The sequence below is a fragment of the Arthrobacter sp. BL-252-APC-1A genome (genome assembly GCF_009696625.1).
Classification (GTDB): domain Bacteria; phylum Actinomycetota; class Actinomycetes; order Actinomycetales; family Micrococcaceae; genus Arthrobacter_B.
The window spans coordinates 107,178-126,464 of record NZ_VULS01000008.1 but is presented as its reverse complement, the minus strand read 5'-3'; the positions used below and the strand labels follow the sequence as shown (position 1 = coordinate 126,464).

General features: G+C 65.3%; 16 protein-coding genes and 1 tRNA gene. 16 read left to right on the top strand and 1 reads right to left on the bottom strand.

The features are described from left to right. The first annotated feature begins 73 nt into the window (after positions 1-73). The 5 genes from ileS (at position 74) to FYJ28_RS12935 (ending at position 6,412) form a co-directional block, all read left to right on the top strand. Positions 74-3,376: an isoleucine--tRNA ligase gene (gene ileS / locus FYJ28_RS12955; RefSeq protein ID WP_229780447.1), complete on the top strand. Its 3,303-nt coding sequence runs from the start codon at positions 74-76 to the stop codon at positions 3,374-3,376. Further along, the gene (locus FYJ28_RS12950; protein WP_154579560.1) at positions 3,376-4,755 is read left to right on the top strand and encodes a bifunctional folylpolyglutamate synthase/dihydrofolate synthase; all 1,380 of its coding nucleotides are present in this window, start codon (positions 3,376-3,378) and stop codon (positions 4,753-4,755) included. Before ileS ends, FYJ28_RS12950 begins: the two co-directional genes overlap by 1 nt. A 4-nt stretch (positions 4,756-4,759) precedes the next feature. Continuing rightward, positions 4,760-5,212: a DUF4233 domain-containing protein gene (locus FYJ28_RS12945; protein ID WP_154579559.1), complete on the top strand. Its 453-nt coding sequence runs from the start codon at positions 4,760-4,762 to the stop codon at positions 5,210-5,212. Positions 5,213-5,253: 41 nt separating this feature from the next. Beyond that, positions 5,254-5,673 (top strand): nucleoside-diphosphate kinase, encoded by a 420-nt coding sequence (gene ndk / locus FYJ28_RS12940; RefSeq protein WP_326831700.1) that lies wholly within the window; start codon positions 5,254-5,256, stop codon positions 5,671-5,673. Positions 5,674-5,767: 94 nt separating this feature from the next. Further along, complete coding sequence (locus tag FYJ28_RS12935) at positions 5,768-6,412, top strand: CG0192-related protein (protein ID WP_055240881.1); 645 nt, start codon at positions 5,768-5,770, stop codon at positions 6,410-6,412. Between the two features lie 55 nt (positions 6,413-6,467). Here the strand turns inward: FYJ28_RS12935 and FYJ28_RS12930 are convergent, their stop codons facing one another. After that, a complete protein-coding gene (locus FYJ28_RS12930) occupies positions 6,468-7,118 on the bottom strand; it encodes a vitamin K epoxide reductase family protein (RefSeq protein WP_055240882.1) in 651 nt (216 codons plus the stop codon). Positions 7,119-7,540: 422 nt separating this feature from the next. Here FYJ28_RS12930 and FYJ28_RS12925 point away from each other — a divergent pair, with 422 nt between their 5' ends. From FYJ28_RS12925 to FYJ28_RS12875, 11 genes are all read left to right on the top strand, one after another. Further along, the gene (locus tag FYJ28_RS12925) at positions 7,541-10,873 is read left to right on the top strand and encodes an Rne/Rng family ribonuclease (RefSeq protein ID WP_154579558.1); all 3,333 of its coding nucleotides are present in this window, start codon (positions 7,541-7,543) and stop codon (positions 10,871-10,873) included. A 333-nt stretch (positions 10,874-11,206) separates the two neighbouring features. Beyond that, complete coding sequence (gene rplU, locus FYJ28_RS12920; protein WP_055240883.1) at positions 11,207-11,518, top strand: 50S ribosomal protein L21; 312 nt, start codon at positions 11,207-11,209, stop codon at positions 11,516-11,518. A 93-nt stretch (positions 11,519-11,611) separates the two neighbouring features. Continuing rightward, positions 11,612-11,869, top strand: coding sequence for a 50S ribosomal protein L27 (gene rpmA, locus FYJ28_RS12915; RefSeq protein WP_055240884.1), 258 nt, complete (start codon positions 11,612-11,614; stop codon positions 11,867-11,869). 106 nt (positions 11,870-11,975) lie between these two features. Then, complete coding sequence (obgE, locus tag FYJ28_RS12910) at positions 11,976-13,547, top strand: GTPase ObgE (protein WP_055240885.1); 1,572 nt, start codon at positions 11,976-11,978, stop codon at positions 13,545-13,547. A 52-nt stretch (positions 13,548-13,599) separates the two neighbouring features. Further along, positions 13,600-14,844 carry a glutamate 5-kinase gene (gene proB, locus FYJ28_RS12905; protein ID WP_055240886.1) on the top strand — a complete coding sequence of 415 codons (1,245 nt, stop codon included), beginning with the start codon at positions 13,600-13,602 and terminating at the stop codon, positions 14,842-14,844. After that, the gene (locus FYJ28_RS12900; RefSeq protein ID WP_154579557.1) at positions 14,841-16,163 is read left to right on the top strand and encodes a glutamate-5-semialdehyde dehydrogenase; all 1,323 of its coding nucleotides are present in this window, start codon (positions 14,841-14,843) and stop codon (positions 16,161-16,163) included. Before proB ends, FYJ28_RS12900 begins: the two co-directional genes overlap by 4 nt. Positions 16,164-16,268: 105 nt before the next feature. Next, the gene (locus tag FYJ28_RS12895) at positions 16,269-16,502 is read left to right on the top strand and encodes a hypothetical protein (RefSeq protein ID WP_055240888.1); all 234 of its coding nucleotides are present in this window, start codon (positions 16,269-16,271) and stop codon (positions 16,500-16,502) included. Positions 16,503-16,532: 30 nt separating this feature from the next. Next, positions 16,533-17,189, top strand: coding sequence for a nicotinate-nucleotide adenylyltransferase (nadD, locus tag FYJ28_RS12890; protein ID WP_082413499.1), 657 nt, complete (start codon positions 16,533-16,535; stop codon positions 17,187-17,189). Between the two features lie 25 nt (positions 17,190-17,214). Beyond that, on the top strand, positions 17,215-18,561 hold the full coding sequence (locus tag FYJ28_RS12885) for a hypothetical protein (RefSeq protein WP_055240889.1): 1,347 nt from the start codon (positions 17,215-17,217) through the stop codon (positions 18,559-18,561). An 18-nt stretch (positions 18,562-18,579) separates the two neighbouring features. Further along, positions 18,580-18,966 carry a ribosome silencing factor gene (gene rsfS, locus FYJ28_RS12880; protein ID WP_055240890.1) on the top strand — a complete coding sequence of 129 codons (387 nt, stop codon included), beginning with the start codon at positions 18,580-18,582 and terminating at the stop codon, positions 18,964-18,966. Between the two features lie 185 nt (positions 18,967-19,151). Further along, positions 19,152-19,224 (top strand) — tRNA-Ala (locus tag FYJ28_RS12875). The last annotated feature ends 63 nt before the right edge of the window (positions 19,225-19,287 follow it).

Sequence of the window (19,287 nt, the reverse complement as noted above, 5' to 3'; positions counted from 1 at the left end):
CGCCGGGAAGAGAAGTTCGCCCTCGCATCCTGTTTCACAGCCAGATTCATTTGCCGCTACCAGGATGACGAACATGCCACAGATCTACCCCAAGGCCTCCACGGGCGATTCCGCCGAAGCAGCAGCCTCCTCACCCAGGTTCCCCGAGATCGAAGAACGGGTCCTGAAGTACTGGGATGAGGACGGCACCTTCCAGGCCTCCATCGACGCCCGGCCCGCCGGCGAAGATGGCTCCAACGAGTTTGTCTTCTACGACGGCCCTCCCTTCGCCAACGGCCTGCCGCACTATGGCCACCTGCTCACCGGTTACGTGAAGGACCTGGTGGCCCGCTACCAGACCCAGCGCGGACACCGCGTTGAGCGCCGCTTCGGCTGGGACACCCACGGGCTGCCCGCTGAACTGGAAGCCATGAAGCAGCTCGGCATGAGTGACAAGGTCCAGATCGAGAAGATGGGCATCGACAAGTTCAACGATGCCTGCCGCGCCTCGGTCATGAAGTACGCCGGTGAATGGCAGGACTACGTCACCCGCCAGGCACGCTGGGTGGACTTCGAGAACGACTACAAGACGCTCAACGTTGAGTACATGGAGTCGGTCATCTGGGCCTTCAAGACCCTGCATGAAAAGGGCCTGACCTACAGCGGTTTCCGGGTGCTCCCGTACTGCTGGAAGGACGAGACTCCGCTGTCCAACCACGAGCTGCGCATGGACGACGACGTCTACAAGATGCGCCAGGACCAGACCGTCACCGTGACGTTCCCGATTATCGCCGGGGACAACGTGCTCTCCGCCGAGCTCGAGGGCGTCAACGCCATCGCCTGGACCACCACGCCGTGGACGCTGCCCACCAACCTGGCCCTCGCCGTCGGGCCGGACGTTCGTTACGCCGTCGTGCCCGCCGGCCCCAACGGCACCATGCTCGATCAGGGGACGGCCGGTGAAGGCCGCTTCCTCCTGGCCGAGGACCTGGTCGCTTCCTACGCCAAGGATCTTGGGTACGACGACGCCGATGCGGCCCGTGCCGCCGTTACCTCCGTGCACACGGGCAAGGAACTCGAAGGCCTGCGCTACACGCCGCTCTGGGACTACTACGCCGACGCCGAAAAGTGGGGCACGTCCAACGCCTGGAAGTTCGTTGTGGCCGACTACGTCACCACGACCGACGGCACCGGCATTGTCCACCAGGCTCCGGCCTACGGTGAAGATGACCAGAAGGTCTGCGAAGCCAACGGCATCCCCGTGATCCTCTCCGTCGATGAAGGCGGCAAGTTCCTGCCCATGTTCGGCGAAGGGCCGCTGTCCGAAATCGCCGGCCTGCAGGTCTTCGAGGCGAACAAGCCGATCACCCGCGAGCTCAAGTCCGAAGGCCGCCTGCTGCGCCAGGCCAGCTACGAGCACAGCTACCCGCACTGCTGGCGCTGCCGGAACCCGCTGATCTACAAGGCAGTGTCCTCCTGGTTCGTGGAGGTCACCAAGATCAAGGACCGCATGATCGAGCTGAACCAGGAGATCAACTGGATCCCGGAGAACGTCAAGGACGGGCAGTTCGGCAAGTGGCTCGAAAATGCCCGCGACTGGTCGATCAGTCGCAACCGGTACTGGGGCAGCCCCATCCCGGTGTGGGTTTCGGACGACCCCAACTACCCGCGCACCGACGTCTACGGTTCCCTCGCGGAGATGGAAGCCGACTTCGGCCGCCTGCCGCTGAACAAGGAAGGCCAGCCGGACCTGCACCGTCCGTTCATCGATGAACTGACGCGCCCCAACCCGGACGATCCCACCGGCAAGTCCACCATGCGCCGGGTCGAGGACGTGCTGGACGTATGGTTCGACTCCGGTTCGATGCCGTACGCCCAGGTGCACTACCCGCATGAGAACGCCGACTGGTTCGAGCACCACAACCCGGGCGACTTCATTGTGGAGTACATCGGCCAGACCCGCGGCTGGTTCTACACGCTGCACATCCTGGCCACGGCTCTCTTTGACCGCCCGGCATTCCGCAACGTCATCAGCCACGGCATCGTGCTTGGCTCGGACGGGCAGAAGATGTCCAAGTCCCTGCGGAACTACCCGGACGTTTCCGAGGTCCTGGACCGCGACGGTTCCGACGCCATGCGCTGGTTCCTGATGGCTTCCCCGATCCTGCGCGGCGGCAACCTGGTTGTCACCGAACAGGGCATCCGCGACGGCGTCCGGCAGGTGATCCTGCCGCTCTGGAACGTATGGCACTTCTTCACGCTCTACACCAACGCCGCGAACAACGGGGCCGGCTACGAGGCAACACTGCGCCACGAGTCCACCGAGCCCCTGGACACGTACATGCTGGCCGCCACCGGCGACCTCATCCGGAACATGACGACGGCGCTGGACACCTATGACGTGTCCGTCGCCTGCGAAATGCTGCGTGCCTACATGGACACGCTCACCAACTGGTACGTCCGCCGCAGCCGCACCCGGTTCTTCGACGAAGACACCCAGGCTTTCGATGTGCTCTACACCTGCCTCGAAGCGCTCTGCAGGGTGGCAGCACCGCTGCTTCCCCTGGTCTCCGAGGAGATCTGGCGCGGCCTGACCGGCGGGCGCTCCGTGCACCTGACGGACTGGCCCGAAGCCGGTGCCTTCCCGCGGGATCCGGATCTGGTGGCCCGCATGGACCTGACCCGCAAGATCGCCTCCGTCGGTTCCTCGCTGCGCAAGGCTGCCAACCTCCGTGTGCGGCTGCCGCTCGCGGGCATGACCGTGGTGGCACCGGACGCAGAAGCGCTCGAAGGACAGTTCGCGGCCATCATCGCCGATGAACTGAACCTCAAGTCCGTCCGCCTGGTGGATGCAGGCGCAGCGGATCCCGCGGAGTTCGGCATCACGCAGAAGCTTGTGGTCAACGCCCGCGCCGCGGGTCCGCGCCTGGGCAAGAACGTCCAGACCGCGATCAAGGCCTCGAAGTCAGGGGACTGGTCCGTCGCGGAAGACGGTACCGTGACCGCCGGGGGACTGGAGCTCCAGGAGCACGAGTACACGCTGGAAACCGTGGTGGAGTCCGGAGAGGGCGAGTCCTCCAAGGCAGTGGCAGTGCTGCCCGGAGGGGGCTTCCTGGTCCTGGACACTGAGGTCACCCCGGAACTGGCTGCTGAAGGCACCGCACGTGACGCCATCCGCGCCATCCAGCAGGCCCGCCGCGACGCAGACCTGCACATCAGCGACCGGATCCGCACGACCGTCTCCACGACGGAGGCCGACGCGGCCGCGCTGGAAGCCAACGTCAGCCTGATCAAGGCCGAAACCCTTACGGAGGAGCTGATTGTTGTTGGCGACCTGACGGTCAGGGAGAACGACAAGGACACAGACAAGTACATCGTGACCGTGGAGAAGATCTGATGAGCACTGAAGACACCCCGTCAGGCTCCATTGACGGTTTCTCCGTGGAAAGCGTCTACGCTGAGCTGCTCAGCCGCGCCCCGGAAAACAAGATGGAGCCGCGCATGGCTCCGCTTTTCCGGGCCATGGAAATCCTGGGCGAGCCGAACAAGGCGTTCCCGATCATCCACATCACGGGGACCAACGGCAAGACCTCGACGGCGCGGCTGATCGAGGGCGGCCTGCGCGCCTACGGGCTGCGCACCGGCCGCTACACCAGCCCGCACCTGACCAAGGTCACCGAGCGCATCAGCATCGACGGTGAACCGGTGGCGGATGAGACCTTCGTCCGGATCTGGGACGAGATCCATCCATACCTGCAGATGGTCGACGCCGAACTGGACGCCGCGGGGGAACCCCGGCTCACCTATTTCGAGTGCGTCACGATCCTGGCGTTCGCGGTCTTCGCGGACGAACCGGTGGACGTGGCCGTGATCGAGGTTGGCCTGGGCGGCATCACCGATGCCACGAACGTGGGCGACGGCGCCGTTTCCGTGGTGACCCCTATTTCGCTGGACCACACCGAGCTGCTCGGTGACGACGTCGCGGACATCGCCCTGGAGAAGGCCGGGATCATCAAGGAAAACGGCTTCCTGGTCAGTGCCGCCCAGCCGGTTGAAGCTGCGCAGGTCCTGCTGGAGAAGGCCACTGAGGCAGGAGTCCCGTTCCGGTTCGAAGGAATCGAGTTCGGCGTTGAGTCCCGCACCATGGCCGTTGGCGGCCAGATGGTGACAGTCAACGGGCTGGCCGGACGCTACGAGGACCTGCTGGTGCCGCTGCATGGCGAGCACCAGGCGCAGAACGCCGCAGTTGCCGTCGCCGCGCTGGAGGCGTTCATTGGCGGCGGGAACAAGGAACTCGACGTCGAACTGCTGCGCACCGGTTTCCAGACCGTGACATCTCCCGGCCGGCTGGAGGTTGTCCGCACCGCACCGACGATCATTGTGGATGCTGCGCACAACCCGGCCGGCGCCAAGGTGAGTGCCCAGGCAGTGCTTGAGTCCTTCAACCTGTCTTCGCTGGTACTGGTGGTGGGCATCCTGGCAGAAAAGGACGCCGTCGGGATCCTTGCCGAACTGCATGAGGTACTCGGGGACATCGTCACCGGCATCTGCCTCACCCAGTCCAGCTCGCCGCGGGCCATCCCGGCGGATGAACTTGTTCAGGACGCCGTGGACGCCGGATTTGCCGACGAGGACATCCAGGTTGAACAGGGCCTGGACAATGCGATCGAGTGGGCTGTGGCCAAGGCGGAGGAAAACAACGACCTCGCCGGGGGAGTGCTCGTCATCGGTTCCATCACGGTGGTCGCGGAAGCGCGCACCCTTCTCGGAAAGTAAGCACATGGCACGTATGACCAAGGCCCAGCGCGAATGGCGCCCGGGCATGCCCAAAAAGCGCCGCTCCATCCGGGTGATGTTTGCATCCACTGTCCTGAGCCTGGAAGCGTTCGTGGTGCTGTTCGGAACCCTGGCCATTTTTGGACTGCAGCGGGACCGGGTGGAACCGCTCGTGATCCTTGCCGGGGGAATTCTTCTCGCGGTCGCGCTGATCGTCGCCTGCGCGTTCCTCTCCAAGCCCGCAGGTCCCTGGATCGGCTGGATCCTGCAGCTGTGCATCATCGCCACGGGTTTCCTGGAACCCATGATGTTCCTGGTAGGTGCTCTCTTCGCGGGGACCTGGTGGTATGCGCTGCGTGCCGGCGCCCGCCTTGACCGGGAAAACCGGCAGCGGGATGCGGAACAGGCGCAGTGGGAAGCCACCCAATCGGCGGAAACCGGCGAAGCCAGCAGTTAGGCTTAGAACCAGCTACCCCAACCTCCAAGGAGATACCAAGCGTGAGCACCGAGCGCACACTCGTCCTGATCAAGCCCGACGGCGTCAAGCGGAACCTGACCGGCGCCATTCTGGCCCGCATTGAAGCCAAGGGTTACACCATGGTCGAACTCAAGAAGATGGACGCTACCCGGGAACTGCTCGAGGAGCACTACGCCGAGCACGTTGGCAAGCCGTTCTACGAGCCGCTGGTCGAATTCATGCTCAGCGGTCCGATCGTGGCGGCTGTCTTCGAAGGCCAGCGCGTCATCGAAGGCTTCCGTTCACTGGCGGGCACCACCGAACCGACCACGGCTGCGCCGGGAACAATCCGCGGCGACTTTGGCCGGGACTGGGGAACCAAAGTGCAGCAGAACCTGGTCCACGGCTCGGATTCTGTTGAGTCCGCTGAACGCGAGATCGGCATCTGGTTCGGCAAGTAACAGCTTTTCCGGATTGACTGGCAGCAGGCCGGCTCCCCGTTACGGGGTGCCGGCCTGCTGCATATTCAGGGCAGCCATGGCTAGGCTGGGGCGCATGGCAATCATCTACCAGGCTGACCTGCACCCTACGAAAATGGAATTGATCTCCGGCTGGCTCCCCACGGCGCCGTGGTTCCCGCCGGAGGAGGCCGGATCCGGGATCCAGGCCGAGCCCCTTGCCGCCTACCGCTTCGATGACCCGAAGGGCGAGGTGGGCATGGAGACGCACATTGTGCGTGCCGGCACGCAGACCGTCCAGGTTCCGCTGACCTATCGGCCAGGACCGCTGCAGGGCGCCGAAGCTTTTTTGGTGGGAACAATGGAGCACTCGGTGCTGGGCCGGCGCTGGGTGTACGACGCGTGCGGGGACCCGGTATATGTGGACGCCTTCGCCGCGGCAGTGATCGACGGAGTTGGCCAGGCTTCGCTTTACACCGAGGAAAACGGCGTCCGCCGCGAACTCCCGCAGACCATGACGCTTGAAACCAGCGGCATGCCCGACGGCGAGGAACTGGTGGAGGCACCGGAGCGGGAACCTGCGGGGTGGACCGTGACCAGAATGCAGAAAGAGCACTGGGAGCTCTCCCTGGTCCGGCTTCTTGACCTGGGCGGGCGGGCTGCACCGCCGCCGTCGCTCGTGGGAGTGTGGGACGGCCAGCGCGAGCCCGCTGTACTCGGATGGGCCTTCCCGCTCGGCTAGGAGCCCGGTGCGGCACTGCCGGTCCCGCCGGGACCGGCAGTGCCCTGCCAGTGGATCAGCTGCCCAGGAACGAGTTCATAAAGCGGAAGAAGATTGAGGCAGCTGTTGCCACCCACAGCAGTGCGGTGATGACCCAGGCCCATTCCGACACAAAACGAACCAGCGCGGCCGGTGCCGGAATTACGCCATGGGCGAGGTTGCGGACAGTAGTGAAGACGAACAGCGGAATCATGGCGGTCCAGACAACAATGCAGTAGATGCACAGGACATAGATGTCGAAGAGGGCCTGGCTCCAGAGCCACACGACGAAGACCATGCCGAGCGTCACGCCGGCCTGGACGGCAGCCCAGTACCAGCGGGCAAACCGGCCGCCTGCCAGCATCGACATGGCGACCGTGATCATCACCGCGAATGCCACTATGCCGATCAGCGGGTTCGGGAAGCCGAACAGTGCTGCCTGCCAGGTCTGGAAGACCGTTCCGCAGGAGACCCAGGGGCTGATGTCGCAGCTCGTAATGTAGGTGGAATCCGCGTAGACGCGGAGGCGCTCGATAACCAGGATTCCGGAACCCAGCCAGCCGATAACCGAGGTGATGAGGACCAGCCACGCGAACGGTTTTTGCTGCACGGAGCGGACGATCCCGGCTTCGCCGGCGCTCCCGTCCGGGGCCGCGGCGGGGGTGGTGCTGATGGAACGGGAAGGCACGTGCTGCTCCTTTAGCCGGGTGTCGGTGGTCCGATTCTATGTGGTTGCTAGAGCCTATTTGACCTCCGTGTGAGATAATGGCTGTGGCTGATAGCGGAACCACATTCCGTTATCGGTCCAGCGACAGGCTTCCGGTGCTGTCGGCGATGCTTCCCAAGGCAAGAATGCCCATCAATCCGGATGGGGCAGGGGAATCCGCCGAACAGCCCTACCCAGCCCAAACGCCTAGCCGTTCCGAGCAGGTAGCAGGAAAAGCGCCGCTGGTCTTGCGAGTGATGCCGCGCCCTCACGATGGTGCGACCTCGGATGACATTTAGACGACTTCCGGCTGGCGCTGGCTTTGATGCCCCCGCACAGCCGATACATTGCCCTCCGGGCATTGGAATGTGGCCAGTGCCGCGGGGGCCGGAGCATAGCTTTATATGAATATTGACCGCACAACAGAAGAAGCAGTTGAACCCGCTGAGACGGCCCCGGCCGTTCCCCCGATGACGGAAACGGATTCGCCGGCTGACGAAGCTGTCAAAACACCGGCTAAGCGAGCCCCGCGGGCACGCCGCAAGACGGCCGCTGCGCCGGCAGCGGAGCGGGAGGAACCCGCACTGACTGAATCCCCCGCCGAGCAGGCCTCTGCGGCGCCTGCCGTGGACGAGGCCGAGCCCGCCGCGAAGCCAAAGCGGACCCGAGCCCCGCGCCGCAAGCCGGCTGCGGCGGCAGAGGAAACCCCCGCCGCCCCGGGTGCTGGCGAAGAGCCGGCCACCGCAGATACCGAAGCCCCCGCACCCGCCGCCGAAGCACCCGCCAAGACCGTTCGCCGTCGCCGTGCCCCGGCCAAGAAAGCCGCCGAGGCAGTTCCCGATGATGCAGAACAGGCTGTCAGCGGTGCCGGGGAGCCCGAAGCGCCCGTCGAAACGGCACCGGCACCCCGGACACGTACCAGGCGCCGCGCAACCGCCAAGGCAGGTCCTGCCGCCGAGGCCGCGGCTCCCTCGGACAAGGTTCCTGCAGACGAGGCCCCCGGAGACAAGGAACAGGTCGAAGCTCCCGCCGACGCAGCTCCTGCTGATGCCGTAACGCCGGCTGAAGAAGCGCCGAAGGCCAAGGGCGCCAAGGAAGAAGAGAGCAAGCCTGCGGCTGCCGCTGCGGTCCTTGATCCCTTCGCCATCCCGGAATCACCGACTTCCGTCCTTTTCCACGCTCCCGACCTCACCGCGGTCCAGGCCCTGGCCGCTGCCGCTGCCTCAGCCGAGGGCAGCGACGAGGACGAATCCGATGAAGAATCCCGGGAGTCCAACCGTTCACGCCGCAGCCGCCGCCGCAGCCGGGGCCGGTCACGCACTGAGGGCGAGGCAGGTACCGACAGCGAAGGCGCTGACGGCAGCGATGCAGCTCCCGCCGAGGAAAACGCCGAGGGCGTCACCTCACGGCGCCGCCGTCGCCGCCGCCGCGGTGACGCGGACCTGGAACTGACCGGAGGATCCGACGACGATCCGCCCAACACGGTGACCCGCGTGCGTGCGCCCCGGGCCCACGCGGACGCTCCGGTGAGCGACCGCGTCACGTCCGTAAAGGGTTCCACCCGCCTGGAAGCCAAGAAGCAGCGCCGGCGCGAATCCCGTGAGTCCGGCCGCCGCCGCCACGTCATCACCGAGGCTGAGTTCCTGGCGCGCCGCGAATCCGTGGACCGGCAGATGATCGTCCGCCAGCGCGACGACAGGATCCAGATTGGCGTCCTCGAAGACGGCGTCCTGGCTGAGCACTTCGTTTCCAACACGCAGCAGGATTCCCTGATCGGCAACGTCTACGTCGGCAAGGTCCAGAACGTGCTGCCCAGCATGGAAGCTGCCTTCGTCGACATTGGCCGCGGCCGCAACGCCGTGCTCTATGCCGGTGAGGTCAACTGGGATGCCGCAGGCCTGGACGGCCAGCCGCGCCGCATTGAACTTGCACTGAAGTCCGGGGATTCCGTCCTGGTCCAGGTCACCAAGGACCCGGTGGGCCACAAGGGTGCCCGCCTGACCAGCCAGATCTCCCTGCCCGGCCGCTACCTGGTATACGTCCCGGGCGGCTCCATGACCGGCATCTCCCGCAAGCTGCCCGACGTCGAGCGCAACCGGCTCAAGAAGATCCTCAAGGACCACCTTCCGCAGAACGCCGGCGTCATTGTCCGCACGGCGGCCGAAGGGGCTTCCGAAGAGGAGCTGATGAATGACATCAACCGCCTGCGTGCACAGTGGGAGAACATCGAGGCGAAGGCAAAGTCCACCAAGACCCTTCCCCCGGAGCTGCTCTACGGTGAACCGGACCTGACCATCAAGGTTGTCCGTGACGTCTTCAACGAGGACTTCTCCAAGCTGATCGTTTCCGGTGAGGAAGCCTGGGACACCATCGAGGCCTACGTGACCTACGTAGCCCCGGATCTGGTGGGACGGCTGGAGAAGTGGACCAAGGACGAGGACATCTTCGCGGCCAGCCGCATCGATGAGCAGATCGCGAAGGCCCTGGACCGCAAGGTGTTCCTGCCTTCGGGCGGGTCGCTGGTAATCGACCGCACCGAAGCCATGACCGTAGTGGACGTCAACACCGGCAAGTTCACCGGCAGCGGCGGCAACCTCGAAGAGACAGTCACCAAGAACAACCTGGAAGCGGCGGAGGAAGTTGTCCGCCAGCTGCGGCTGCGGGACATTGGCGGCATCATCGTCATTGACTTCATCGACATGGTCCTGGAAGCCAACCGCGACCTTGTGCTCCGCCGCCTGGTTGAGTGCCTGGGACGCGACCGCACCAAGCACCAGGTCGCTGAGGTAACTTCCCTTGGCCTGGTCCAGATGACGCGCAAGCGGATGGGTACCGGCCTGCTGGAAGTCTTCGGCGAAGAATGCCAGCACTGCGCAGGCCGCGGTGTCATCACGCACGACATCCCCGTGGAACACCGGCGCAGCACCAGCCACACCAGCCACGCAGTGTCCGAGGACAACCACTCCGCGCACCTGAAGCAGGAAAAGCAGACCCGCGGAGAGCGCAAGCGCCGCAGCCGGGGCGGACAGAACCAGAACCAGCAGCAGCCCGCTGCGCCGGTTGAGCAGCCCAAGGTGGAAGAACCGCAGACCGACGACGCCGAGCGCGCCGCAAAGGCCGAGGCGGCCCGCGCTGCCCTGGCTACGATCGCTGCCGCCACGGCAGCGGCGCACGACGCCGGTACCGAGGCTCCCGCCAACGAGGATGCCCCCCGGACGGATGCAGCTTCCGAGGCCGCGGAGCCCGGTGAGAAGCCGCTGATCAAGGAACCGCACGACGACGTTCCGGCAGAAGCCGGGGCTATCCTGCGGATCCAGGGAGAAACTGTGGTGGTTCCCCGCAGGGAACGGCGCCGGCCGGTACGCCAGGACGTCCAGCTGACGCTGGAAAGCCTTACCGAGGCATTCAATGAGGTTTCTCCGGTCTCCGGCCGGGAACCGCAGCCGGCGAAGGATGAGCAGGCTTCGGCCGGCACGGAAAAGGGCAACGGCCGGGGAACCGGTGAGCCCGTGCGTGAAGCGGCTCCGGAAGCTGCTGAGCCTGCCCGCCGCCCTCGCCGCCGCCGTGCAGCACGCAGCCCGCAGGGATCTGCTGACGCACAGATCATTCAGGAACGGGATGCCTCCGGCGCCCAGGGCAGCAGCACAACTGCGGTCGCCGCCGCGCCGGCTGCTCCGCGGGCGGAGGCTGCCGCACCGGTAATCCTTGGGGTTGGGGTTCCCGCCTCGGACCTCTAAGCGTCCCTCAGCAGCACACAGCACAGCTCCCGTCCGGACTCCGGGCGGGAGCTGTGCTGTGTGCTGATCCTCTGCGGTTGGGGCCGGTCCGCCAGTGCTATAGAATGGTAGTAAGCGCAGTGACGTCCCCAGTACAGCCGGAGGATGGCACGCCGGGGTCAGCCGTGCATTTGCGGCATATAGGTCCCTTAGCGTAGCCTTGAACTTCGGTGCGAACGCCTTCTAAGCCGTTATTCGGTACAGGGCGTGACTGCATGGCGCAAACCGGACACATTTGAAGGTCCGGGGAAGTGCGCATCCAAGTATTAAACGTCGAGAGAAGTGAGTTCCCAAGTGGTGTACGCGATTGTCCGCGCTGGCGGCCGCCAAGAAAAGGTTTCCGTCGGAGACCTCGTAACCCTGGACCGCGTCCCCGGTGGAGCCGGTAGCACTTTTGAGCTGCCTGCCCTGCTTTTGGTTGATGGCGACAAGGTCACCTCTGCCGCCAAGGACCTGGCCAAGGTTACGGTTACGGCAGAAGTTATCGAAAACTTCCGGGGTCCGAAGATTGTTATCCAGAAGTTCAAGAACAAGACCGGTTACAAGAAGCGTCAGGGCTACCGCTCCTCGCTGACCAAGGTCAAGGTCACCTCCATCAACTCCTGATTCCTAACGTCCGGGACCACGTGGTTCCGGATCGCGGGAGTTGTGCCCGCACCTAGGCATCAAAGTCAGTCATAGCAAAGGCAGGATTAGAAAATGGCACATAAGAAAGGTGCGAGCTCTACTCGCAACGGCCGCGACTCCAACGCTCAGTTCCTGGGCGTGAAGCGCTTCGGCGGCCAGGTCGTCAAGGCCGGCGAGATCATCGTTCGCCAGCGTGGCACCCACTTCCACCCCGGCGCAGGCGTTGGCCGCGGTGGAGACGACACGCTGTTCGCCCTGGAGGCAGGCGCTGTTGAGTTCGGCAGCCGTCGTGGCCGCCGCGTCGTGAACATCGTCGCAGCAGCCGAGTAATTTCGGCACATAGCTTTTCCGGTGGGGCGGGCCAGATGGCCCGCCCCACTTCTTTTTTAAGCCGAGTAGACTTGGCTTGATCCAAAAATTTTCAACAAGGAGAACCATGGCCAGCTTTGTAGACCGTGTTGTACTGCATGTTTCAGGCGGTGCCGGCGGCCATGGTTGCGTGTCCGTAAAGCGAGAGAAGTTCAAGCCTCTGGGCGGGCCCGACGGCGGAAACGGCGGCGACGGCGGCGACGTCATCCTGCGCGTTGACGGCCAGACCACCACGCTGCTGGACTACCACCACGCACCGCACCGCCACGCCGGCAACGGCGGACCTGGCATGGGTGACTGGCGGGCCGGCAAGACGGGGGAGACCCTGGTGCTCTCGGTTCCCGAAGGCACCGTCGTTAAGTCCAAGGATGGCAAGGTCCTCGCCGACCTGGTGGGCATGGGTGCCGAGTACATCGCAGCTGCCGGCGGCCAGGGCGGCCTGGGCAACTCCTCGCTTTCCTCACAGAAGCGCAAGGCCCCCGGCTTTGCCCTGCTTGGTACCCCGGGTGATGAACGGGACATCGTCCTGGAACTCAAGTCGATCGCCGACATTGCCCTGGTTGGTTTCCCGTCCGCGGGCAAGTCCTCGCTCATCGCAGCGATGTCCGCTGCACGGCCCAAGATTGCGGACTACCCGTTCACCACCCTCATCCCGAACCTGGGCGTGGTCCAGGCCGGCGACGTCCGTTTCACCGTTGCCGACGTTCCGGGCCTGATTGAAGGCGCCTCGGAAGGCAAGGGCCTCGGACACCACTTCCTGCGCCACGTAGAGCGCTGCGCTGCGCTGGTCCATGTGCTGGACTGCGCGGCCCTCGAAGCTGACCGTGATCCGCTCAGCGACCTGGACGTCATCGAGGCCGAACTCGAGAAGTACGAAGTCGACATGAGCTACGCAGGGGCAGACGGCGACGTCGTTCCCCTGAACCAGCGTCCCCGTCTGGTGGCGCTGAACAAGGTGGATGTCCCCGATGGACGGGACATGGCCGAGTTTGTCCGCCCTGAACTCGAAAAGCGCGGCTACCGCGTGTTCGAAGTCTCCGCTGCCAGCCACGAAGGCCTGCGCGAACTTGGCTTCGCGATGGCTGCCATCGTTGCCGAGGCCCGCAAGACCGTTGAGACGGCTCCGCCGCGCATCGCAGCGCCCGTTGTCCGCCCGCGTTCCGTCAACGCCAAGGGCGGATTCACCATCCGGCGCGAAGAGCGGAACCTGGAGCCGCTGTTCCGCGTCCTGGGCGAAAAGCCGGTCCGCTGGGTCCAGCAGACCGACTTCACCAACGACGAAGCTGTGGGTTACCTCGCCGACCGCCTGGCGAAGCTGGGCATCGAAGACCAGCTCTTCAAGGCAGGCGCCAAGCCCGGCGATGCTGTGGTCATCGGCGAGGGCGACGGCGTCGTCTTCGACTGGGAGCCGACCATGATCGGCGGGGCCGAGCTCCTGGCTGCATCCCCGCGCGGCTCGGACATCCGCATCGAAGATTTCTCCCGCCCCACCCGCAATGAAAAGCGCGAGGACCACCAGCAGCGCAAGGATGCCCGCGCGGCAGCCCGTGCCGAGCTGGAAGCCGAGCGCAAGGCTGGAATCTGGACCGAGTCGGTGAACTACAAGCACTCCCGTCCCACGGCAGGCGATGACGACTAATCGCTTCACAGACACGGAGCCCGGGCGGGCTTGGGCATAGGCTGGTTCGGTCATGACTGAAGAAACAGCTGAAGCAAAGACCATTGCCACACCCAGGCGCCCGCTCAAATCAAGGGCAGGGCTCGCCCGTGCCCGCCGGATCGTCGTCAAGGTAGGTTCGTCCTCCCTGACCTCGGTCGCCGGCGGTATTTCCGACGAAGCGCTGACGTCCCTTGCGGACGTCCTCGCGGCCCGGCGGGGGCAGGGCACTGAGATCATCCTGGTGTCCTCCGGTGCGATTTCGGCAGGCCTGGCCCCGCTGGGCCTGTCCAAGCGCCCGTCCCAGCTCTCCACCCAGCAGGCTGCAGCAAGCGTCGGCCAGGGCCTGCTGATGGCGCGTTACACCGAAGCGTTTGGGCGCCATGGCGTCACCGTGAGCCAGGTGCTGCTCACCATCGAAGACCTCATGCGGCGCACCCATCACGCCAACGCCCACCGGGCGCTGGAGCGGCTGCTGAACTTCGGCGTCGTGCCTATCGTCAATGAGAACGACACCGTGGCGAGCCACGAGATCCGCTTCGGCGACAACGACCGCCTGGCTGCCCTGGTAGCCCACCTGGTGAAGGCCGATGCCCTGATCCTGCTCTCCGACGTCGACGCGCTCTACGACGGCCCGCCGTCCGCAGGCGCCCGCCGCATTCCGGAGGTCACAGGCCTGAAAGACCTCGAAGACGTCCGGATCGGCAAGGTCGGCAAAGCCGGCGTGGGAACCGGCGGCATGGTCACAAAGGTCGAAGCCGCCACCATCGCGGCACAGTCCGGGATTCCGGCGCTGGTTACGTCCACCGACAACGCCGCAGCGGCGCTGGCCGGGGAAGATGTTGGCACCTGGTTCACCACACGCGGTGTCCGCCAGCCCATCCGCCTTCTGTGGCTGGCCCACCTGGCCCGCATCCAGGGAACACTGGTGCTGGACGACGGCGCTGCCCGGGCTGTGGGGGAGCGGCGCCGTTCGCTCCTGCCCGCCGGAATCGTCGCCGTCGAGGGCCATTTCGAACCCGGCGACCCGGTGGCACTGCGCGATACCTCGGGACGGGTGCTGGCCCATGGCCTGACGAACTACGCCTCGGACGAGCTCCCGCGGATGCTTGGCCGTTCAACCCGGGAACTGGCGAAGGAACTGGGCAGGGGCTACGAGCGTTCCGTCGTGCACGTTAATGACCTGGTGATCCTCCAGCCGCACGGGTCCTCGGCGGTCCAGGCAGCCGCGTCACGGACCCCGCAGGCCGACGGCACCGCCGCTACACTGGGATCATGACCGTCCAAGACACCTCTTCCGTGCCCGAGAACCGCACTGCTTCCGCCGCGCCCTCGCCGGAGGAAGTGGAAGCCGGAGTCCACCGGATCGCGGACCGGGCACGTGCCGCCTCGCGCCGCATGGCCCGGGCTAACCGCGCCTGGAAGGATCTGGCACTCGAGCAGATTGCCCAGGATGTAGTGGCGCGCCGCGACGTCGTTCTGGCTGCCAATGCCAGGGACGTGGAACGCGGCCGGGAGAACGGCACCTCCGAAGCACTCCTGGACCGGCTGACCCTCACCGTCGAACGCATTGACGGCCTGGCAGCCGCCCTGCGGAACCTGGCCGGCCTGCCTGATCCCGTGGGATCGGTGGCGCGGGGCCAGACCCTGCCCAACGGCCTGCGGATGCGCCAGGTCCATGTGCCCCTGGGTGTTGTCGGGGCGATTTACGAGGCCCGGCCGAATGTCACGCTGGACATCGCAGGGCTGGCGCTGAAGAGCGGCAACGCAGTGATCCTGCGCGGCGGCAGTGCCGCTGCGGAGACCAACACCGTGCTGGTCAACCTCATCCGCGATGCACTCGATACCGTGGGACTGCCCTCGGACGCAGTGCAGACGATCGATCAGTACGGACGCCCCGGCGCGAACTTCCTGATGAAGGCGCGCGGACGGGTGGACGTCCTGATTCCGCGCGGCGGCCGGGAACTGATCCAGAACGTGGTCACCAACGCCGCTGTTCCCGTGATCGAAACGGGTGAAGGCAACGTCCACATCTACCTGGATGAATCCGCCCCGGAAGAAATGGCAGTGGACATCCTCCTCAACGCAAAGACCCAGAGGCCCAGCGTCTGCAACACCGTGGAAACCCTCCTGGTGCACAGCAACTCCGCTGCCGCCCGGGAAGTGCTGGCTGTGCTGGCGTCTGCCGGTGTCCGGCTGCACGCTGACGACCGGATCCGCTCGATCCTGCCCGAAGGCACCACTGCCAGCGAGGCCACGGAAGAAGACTGGGGACGTGAGTACATGGACCTTGACCTGGCGGTTGCCATGGTCGACTCCATGGATGAAGCCCTTGAGCACATCCGGACCTGGTCCACCGGGCACACCGAAGCCATCATTACCAATGACCTGGCCAATGCCGAGCGTTTCATCGCCGAGATCGATTCCGCCGCGGTGATCGTCAACGCTTCCACCCGCTTCACCGACGGCGGCGAACTGGGCCTTGGCGCGGAAGTTGGCATCTCCACCCAGAAGATGCATGCCCGCGGGCCCATGGGTCTCAAGGAACTGACCACCACCAAGTGGATCATCCAGGGCGACGGCCAGGTACGCGGCTAGGAGCCCGGACCGGATGCGGACTGCGGCGTTCTCGCCGCGGACGCGTACCATTGATCTAGAAACGATGCTCTGCCGGGATGCCCGGCGGTTGATTTAGGGAGATTCATGCTGATCCAGCTTTCAAGTGCTGCGCTGATGGCGGCCGAAGTTGCCGAAGAACACGCAGGAACGTCACCGTTCGTATACGGCGGGGTCATCTTCGGAATTTTCATGGTGCTTATGTTCGCCACCATGGCTTTCACCAGCCTTGGCCACCGCCACGAGGCCGTGCCGGAGCACGTGGATCCGCAGCGTCAGTTCCCGAACAAGCACGACCACGGCCAGGGCATCCCCGAATAGGACAGCCCTGCGGGCGGACCGGTTGGGACCATGAATAGTGCACAGAAGGACACGGCTGAAACCAGCCGTCCCTACCGGCTGGGCGTGATGGGCGGGACGTTTGATCCCATCCACCACGGCCACCTCGTGGCCGCAAGCGAAGTGGCCTCTGTTTTCGACCTCGACGAAGTGGTCTTTGTGCCCACCGGTGAACCGTGGCACAAGTCCGCCCAGGAGGTTACTCCGGCGGAGCACCGTTATTTGATGACGGTAATCGCCACGGCTTCGAATCCACGCTTCAAGGTCAGCCGCGTGGACATCGACCGGCCCGGCCCGACGTATACGATCGATACGCTCCGCGACCTTCGCAGTGCGCGTCCGGATGCTGAATTGTTCTTCATTACGGGCGCGGACGCGATGGCGCAGATCCTTTCCTGGAAGGACGTCCAGGAGCTGTGGTCACTGGCGCACTTCGTCGGAGTGACCAGGCCCGGCCACGAACTGCAGAACATGGGCAGGGATGACGTCAGTCTCCTGGAGGTCCCGGCGATGGCCATCTCTTCAACGGATTGCCGCGCGCGCGTCGCGGCATCGGAGCCGGTCTGGTACCTGGTGCCGGACGGCGTGGTGCAGTACATCGCCAAGCACAATCTGTACACCCCGGTTCAGCAGCAGGCGAGACCCGCCACTACTGAGCCAGTAGCCTGAGCGATCAACACCGGATGGGTAGGAAATGACGAACGGTCCAGAGTCCGCAGACGCACCCCGACGCAGCCGCCGTGCGGCTGAATCAGGGGCAGCTGCCGGAGCGCAGGAACGGGAGTCCCAGCAGCGGGCCAGGGACCGCGAGGCGCTCAGGGCCTACAAGGCGCTGACCGACAACCAGCCCCGCCGCGAAACTTCGGATGCCAATCCGCCTACCCGGCGGCAGCTTCGGCTCGCGCAGCAGGCCGCACAGCAGGCTGCGCAGCAGCGCGACACTGCACCTGCCAGTCCCGCAGCGGCGGCAGCGCCGGAAGCGGCGGATGCGGTTCACGGCGGTGCGCACGCGGCCAACGTGCGGAGCACTGCTGCGGCTCCCGCGCAGTCGGCCCCTCCGGTCCCCGCAGCTCCGGCTACCCGCCGCGAACGCCGCCGCAGGGCGGCCGAAGAGGCAGGCCCGGAAGCAGCTCCGGGGCAGGCACGGGCAGCAGCGGGACAGGTCGTCAGTCCTGTTACACCTGCACCCGGGCACGCTCCCTCCATCCAGGAGAAGCCTGCATCCGGGAACAAGCCCGTGGCTCAGGATCCAGGGGTGCAGAAGCAGACAGCATCCGCACCTTCGCCGGATGCAGCTAAGCAGGCGCCGGCTGAGCCGAACGCCGATGTAGCGAACATGACGGTTGAACAGGCCCTGGCAGCCCGTGAAGCTCTGAAACACCAGGCACGCAACCAGGTGGCCGCCATGGAGGCGCTTCAGCAGACTGACCCAAACGCCGTGGATCTGGAGCTGCTGGCGCAGCAGCGGGCGCTGGCCGAGCGCGCTGCAGTGCTCAACCGGCGCACCCAGAACATCCAGCGCCTGGCACAGGAGAACGAACAGCGCAGGTCGTCCACTCAGTCGGATCCCACCGCCGCCCACAACCTGGCGATGGTCACGCCGCTGGAGTTCGTGGAAGTACCCGGGCTCGACCGCCCGGTCATGAAGCCCCCGCCCACTTCCCACGTGCCGGTGGTAACGTCGTCGAACCCGGCTGCCCGCAAGGCACCTGCAACGGGACGGATGCCCTCGGTCCGCCAGTCCGGGGCTGATCGTCGCCCCGGATGGACACCGGAGAAGGCACCCGCCGCGGCCGCTGAAGTGCGCCACTCAAAGATTCTGGCCAGGGCTGATGCCCTGGTAAACGCACCGCTTGAAGCGGATCAGGGGGCCAAGCCGGTGGGCGCGCGCAGCGCCTTCGGACTGGATCCCCTGGATGTTATGACTGCAGGCCTCGGCCGCACCCGGCGGATACGGTTTGTATCCTTGGGAATTGTGGGCGTGGGCCTTCTGGCCCTCACCCTCGGAGTATTAATGATCGTCGGCGGCCTTGGCAGCTGATACCAAACAAGGAGACATGTGAGCGCCACCGAATCATCCATGAATATCGCCCGGACCGCTGCCAAAGCGGCGTCGGCCAAGCTGGCGGATGACATCGTCGCCATCGACGTGAGCGAGCGGCTGGCGATCACGGACGTTTTCCTCATCGCGTCTGCCTCCAACGAACGCCAGGTCAACGCCATTGTGGACGGCGTGGAGGAAGAACTGGCCAAGGAAGGGCTGAAGCCGGTCCGCCGGGAAGGCCGCAGCGAAGGCCGCTGGGTGCTGCTGGACTACGCGAACGTTGTGGTGCACGTCCAGCACGAGGAAGACCGTGTCTTCTACGCCCTGGAACGGCTCTGGAAGGACTGCCCCGCGGTGGATCTCCAGCTCCCCGAAGGGGAAGCTGCAGCCGGGCAGGACTAGCTCCTGAGGTGCGGGGCAGCGCCCTGGAACTGCTCCGCACCGCCTGAATTCCACTGCTGTAGTTTGATTTTGCACTGTGCGGCATCTGTACTAAAGTAGAGGAGTTGCTTCGCCCCGGAGGGAAAAACCGGAACGAAGAACACATCCGATTTACTTCCTGTGATGTACTTTATTGCGGGCAATTCGGGGCTGTGGCGCAGCTGGTAGCGCACCTGCATGGCATGCAGGGGGTCAGGGGTTCGAGTCCCCTCAGCTCCACCGATGGACTTTACCGGGCAGCCGGTGTCCAGGGCCGGGATTTTGTTCCCCGGTGGAAATCAA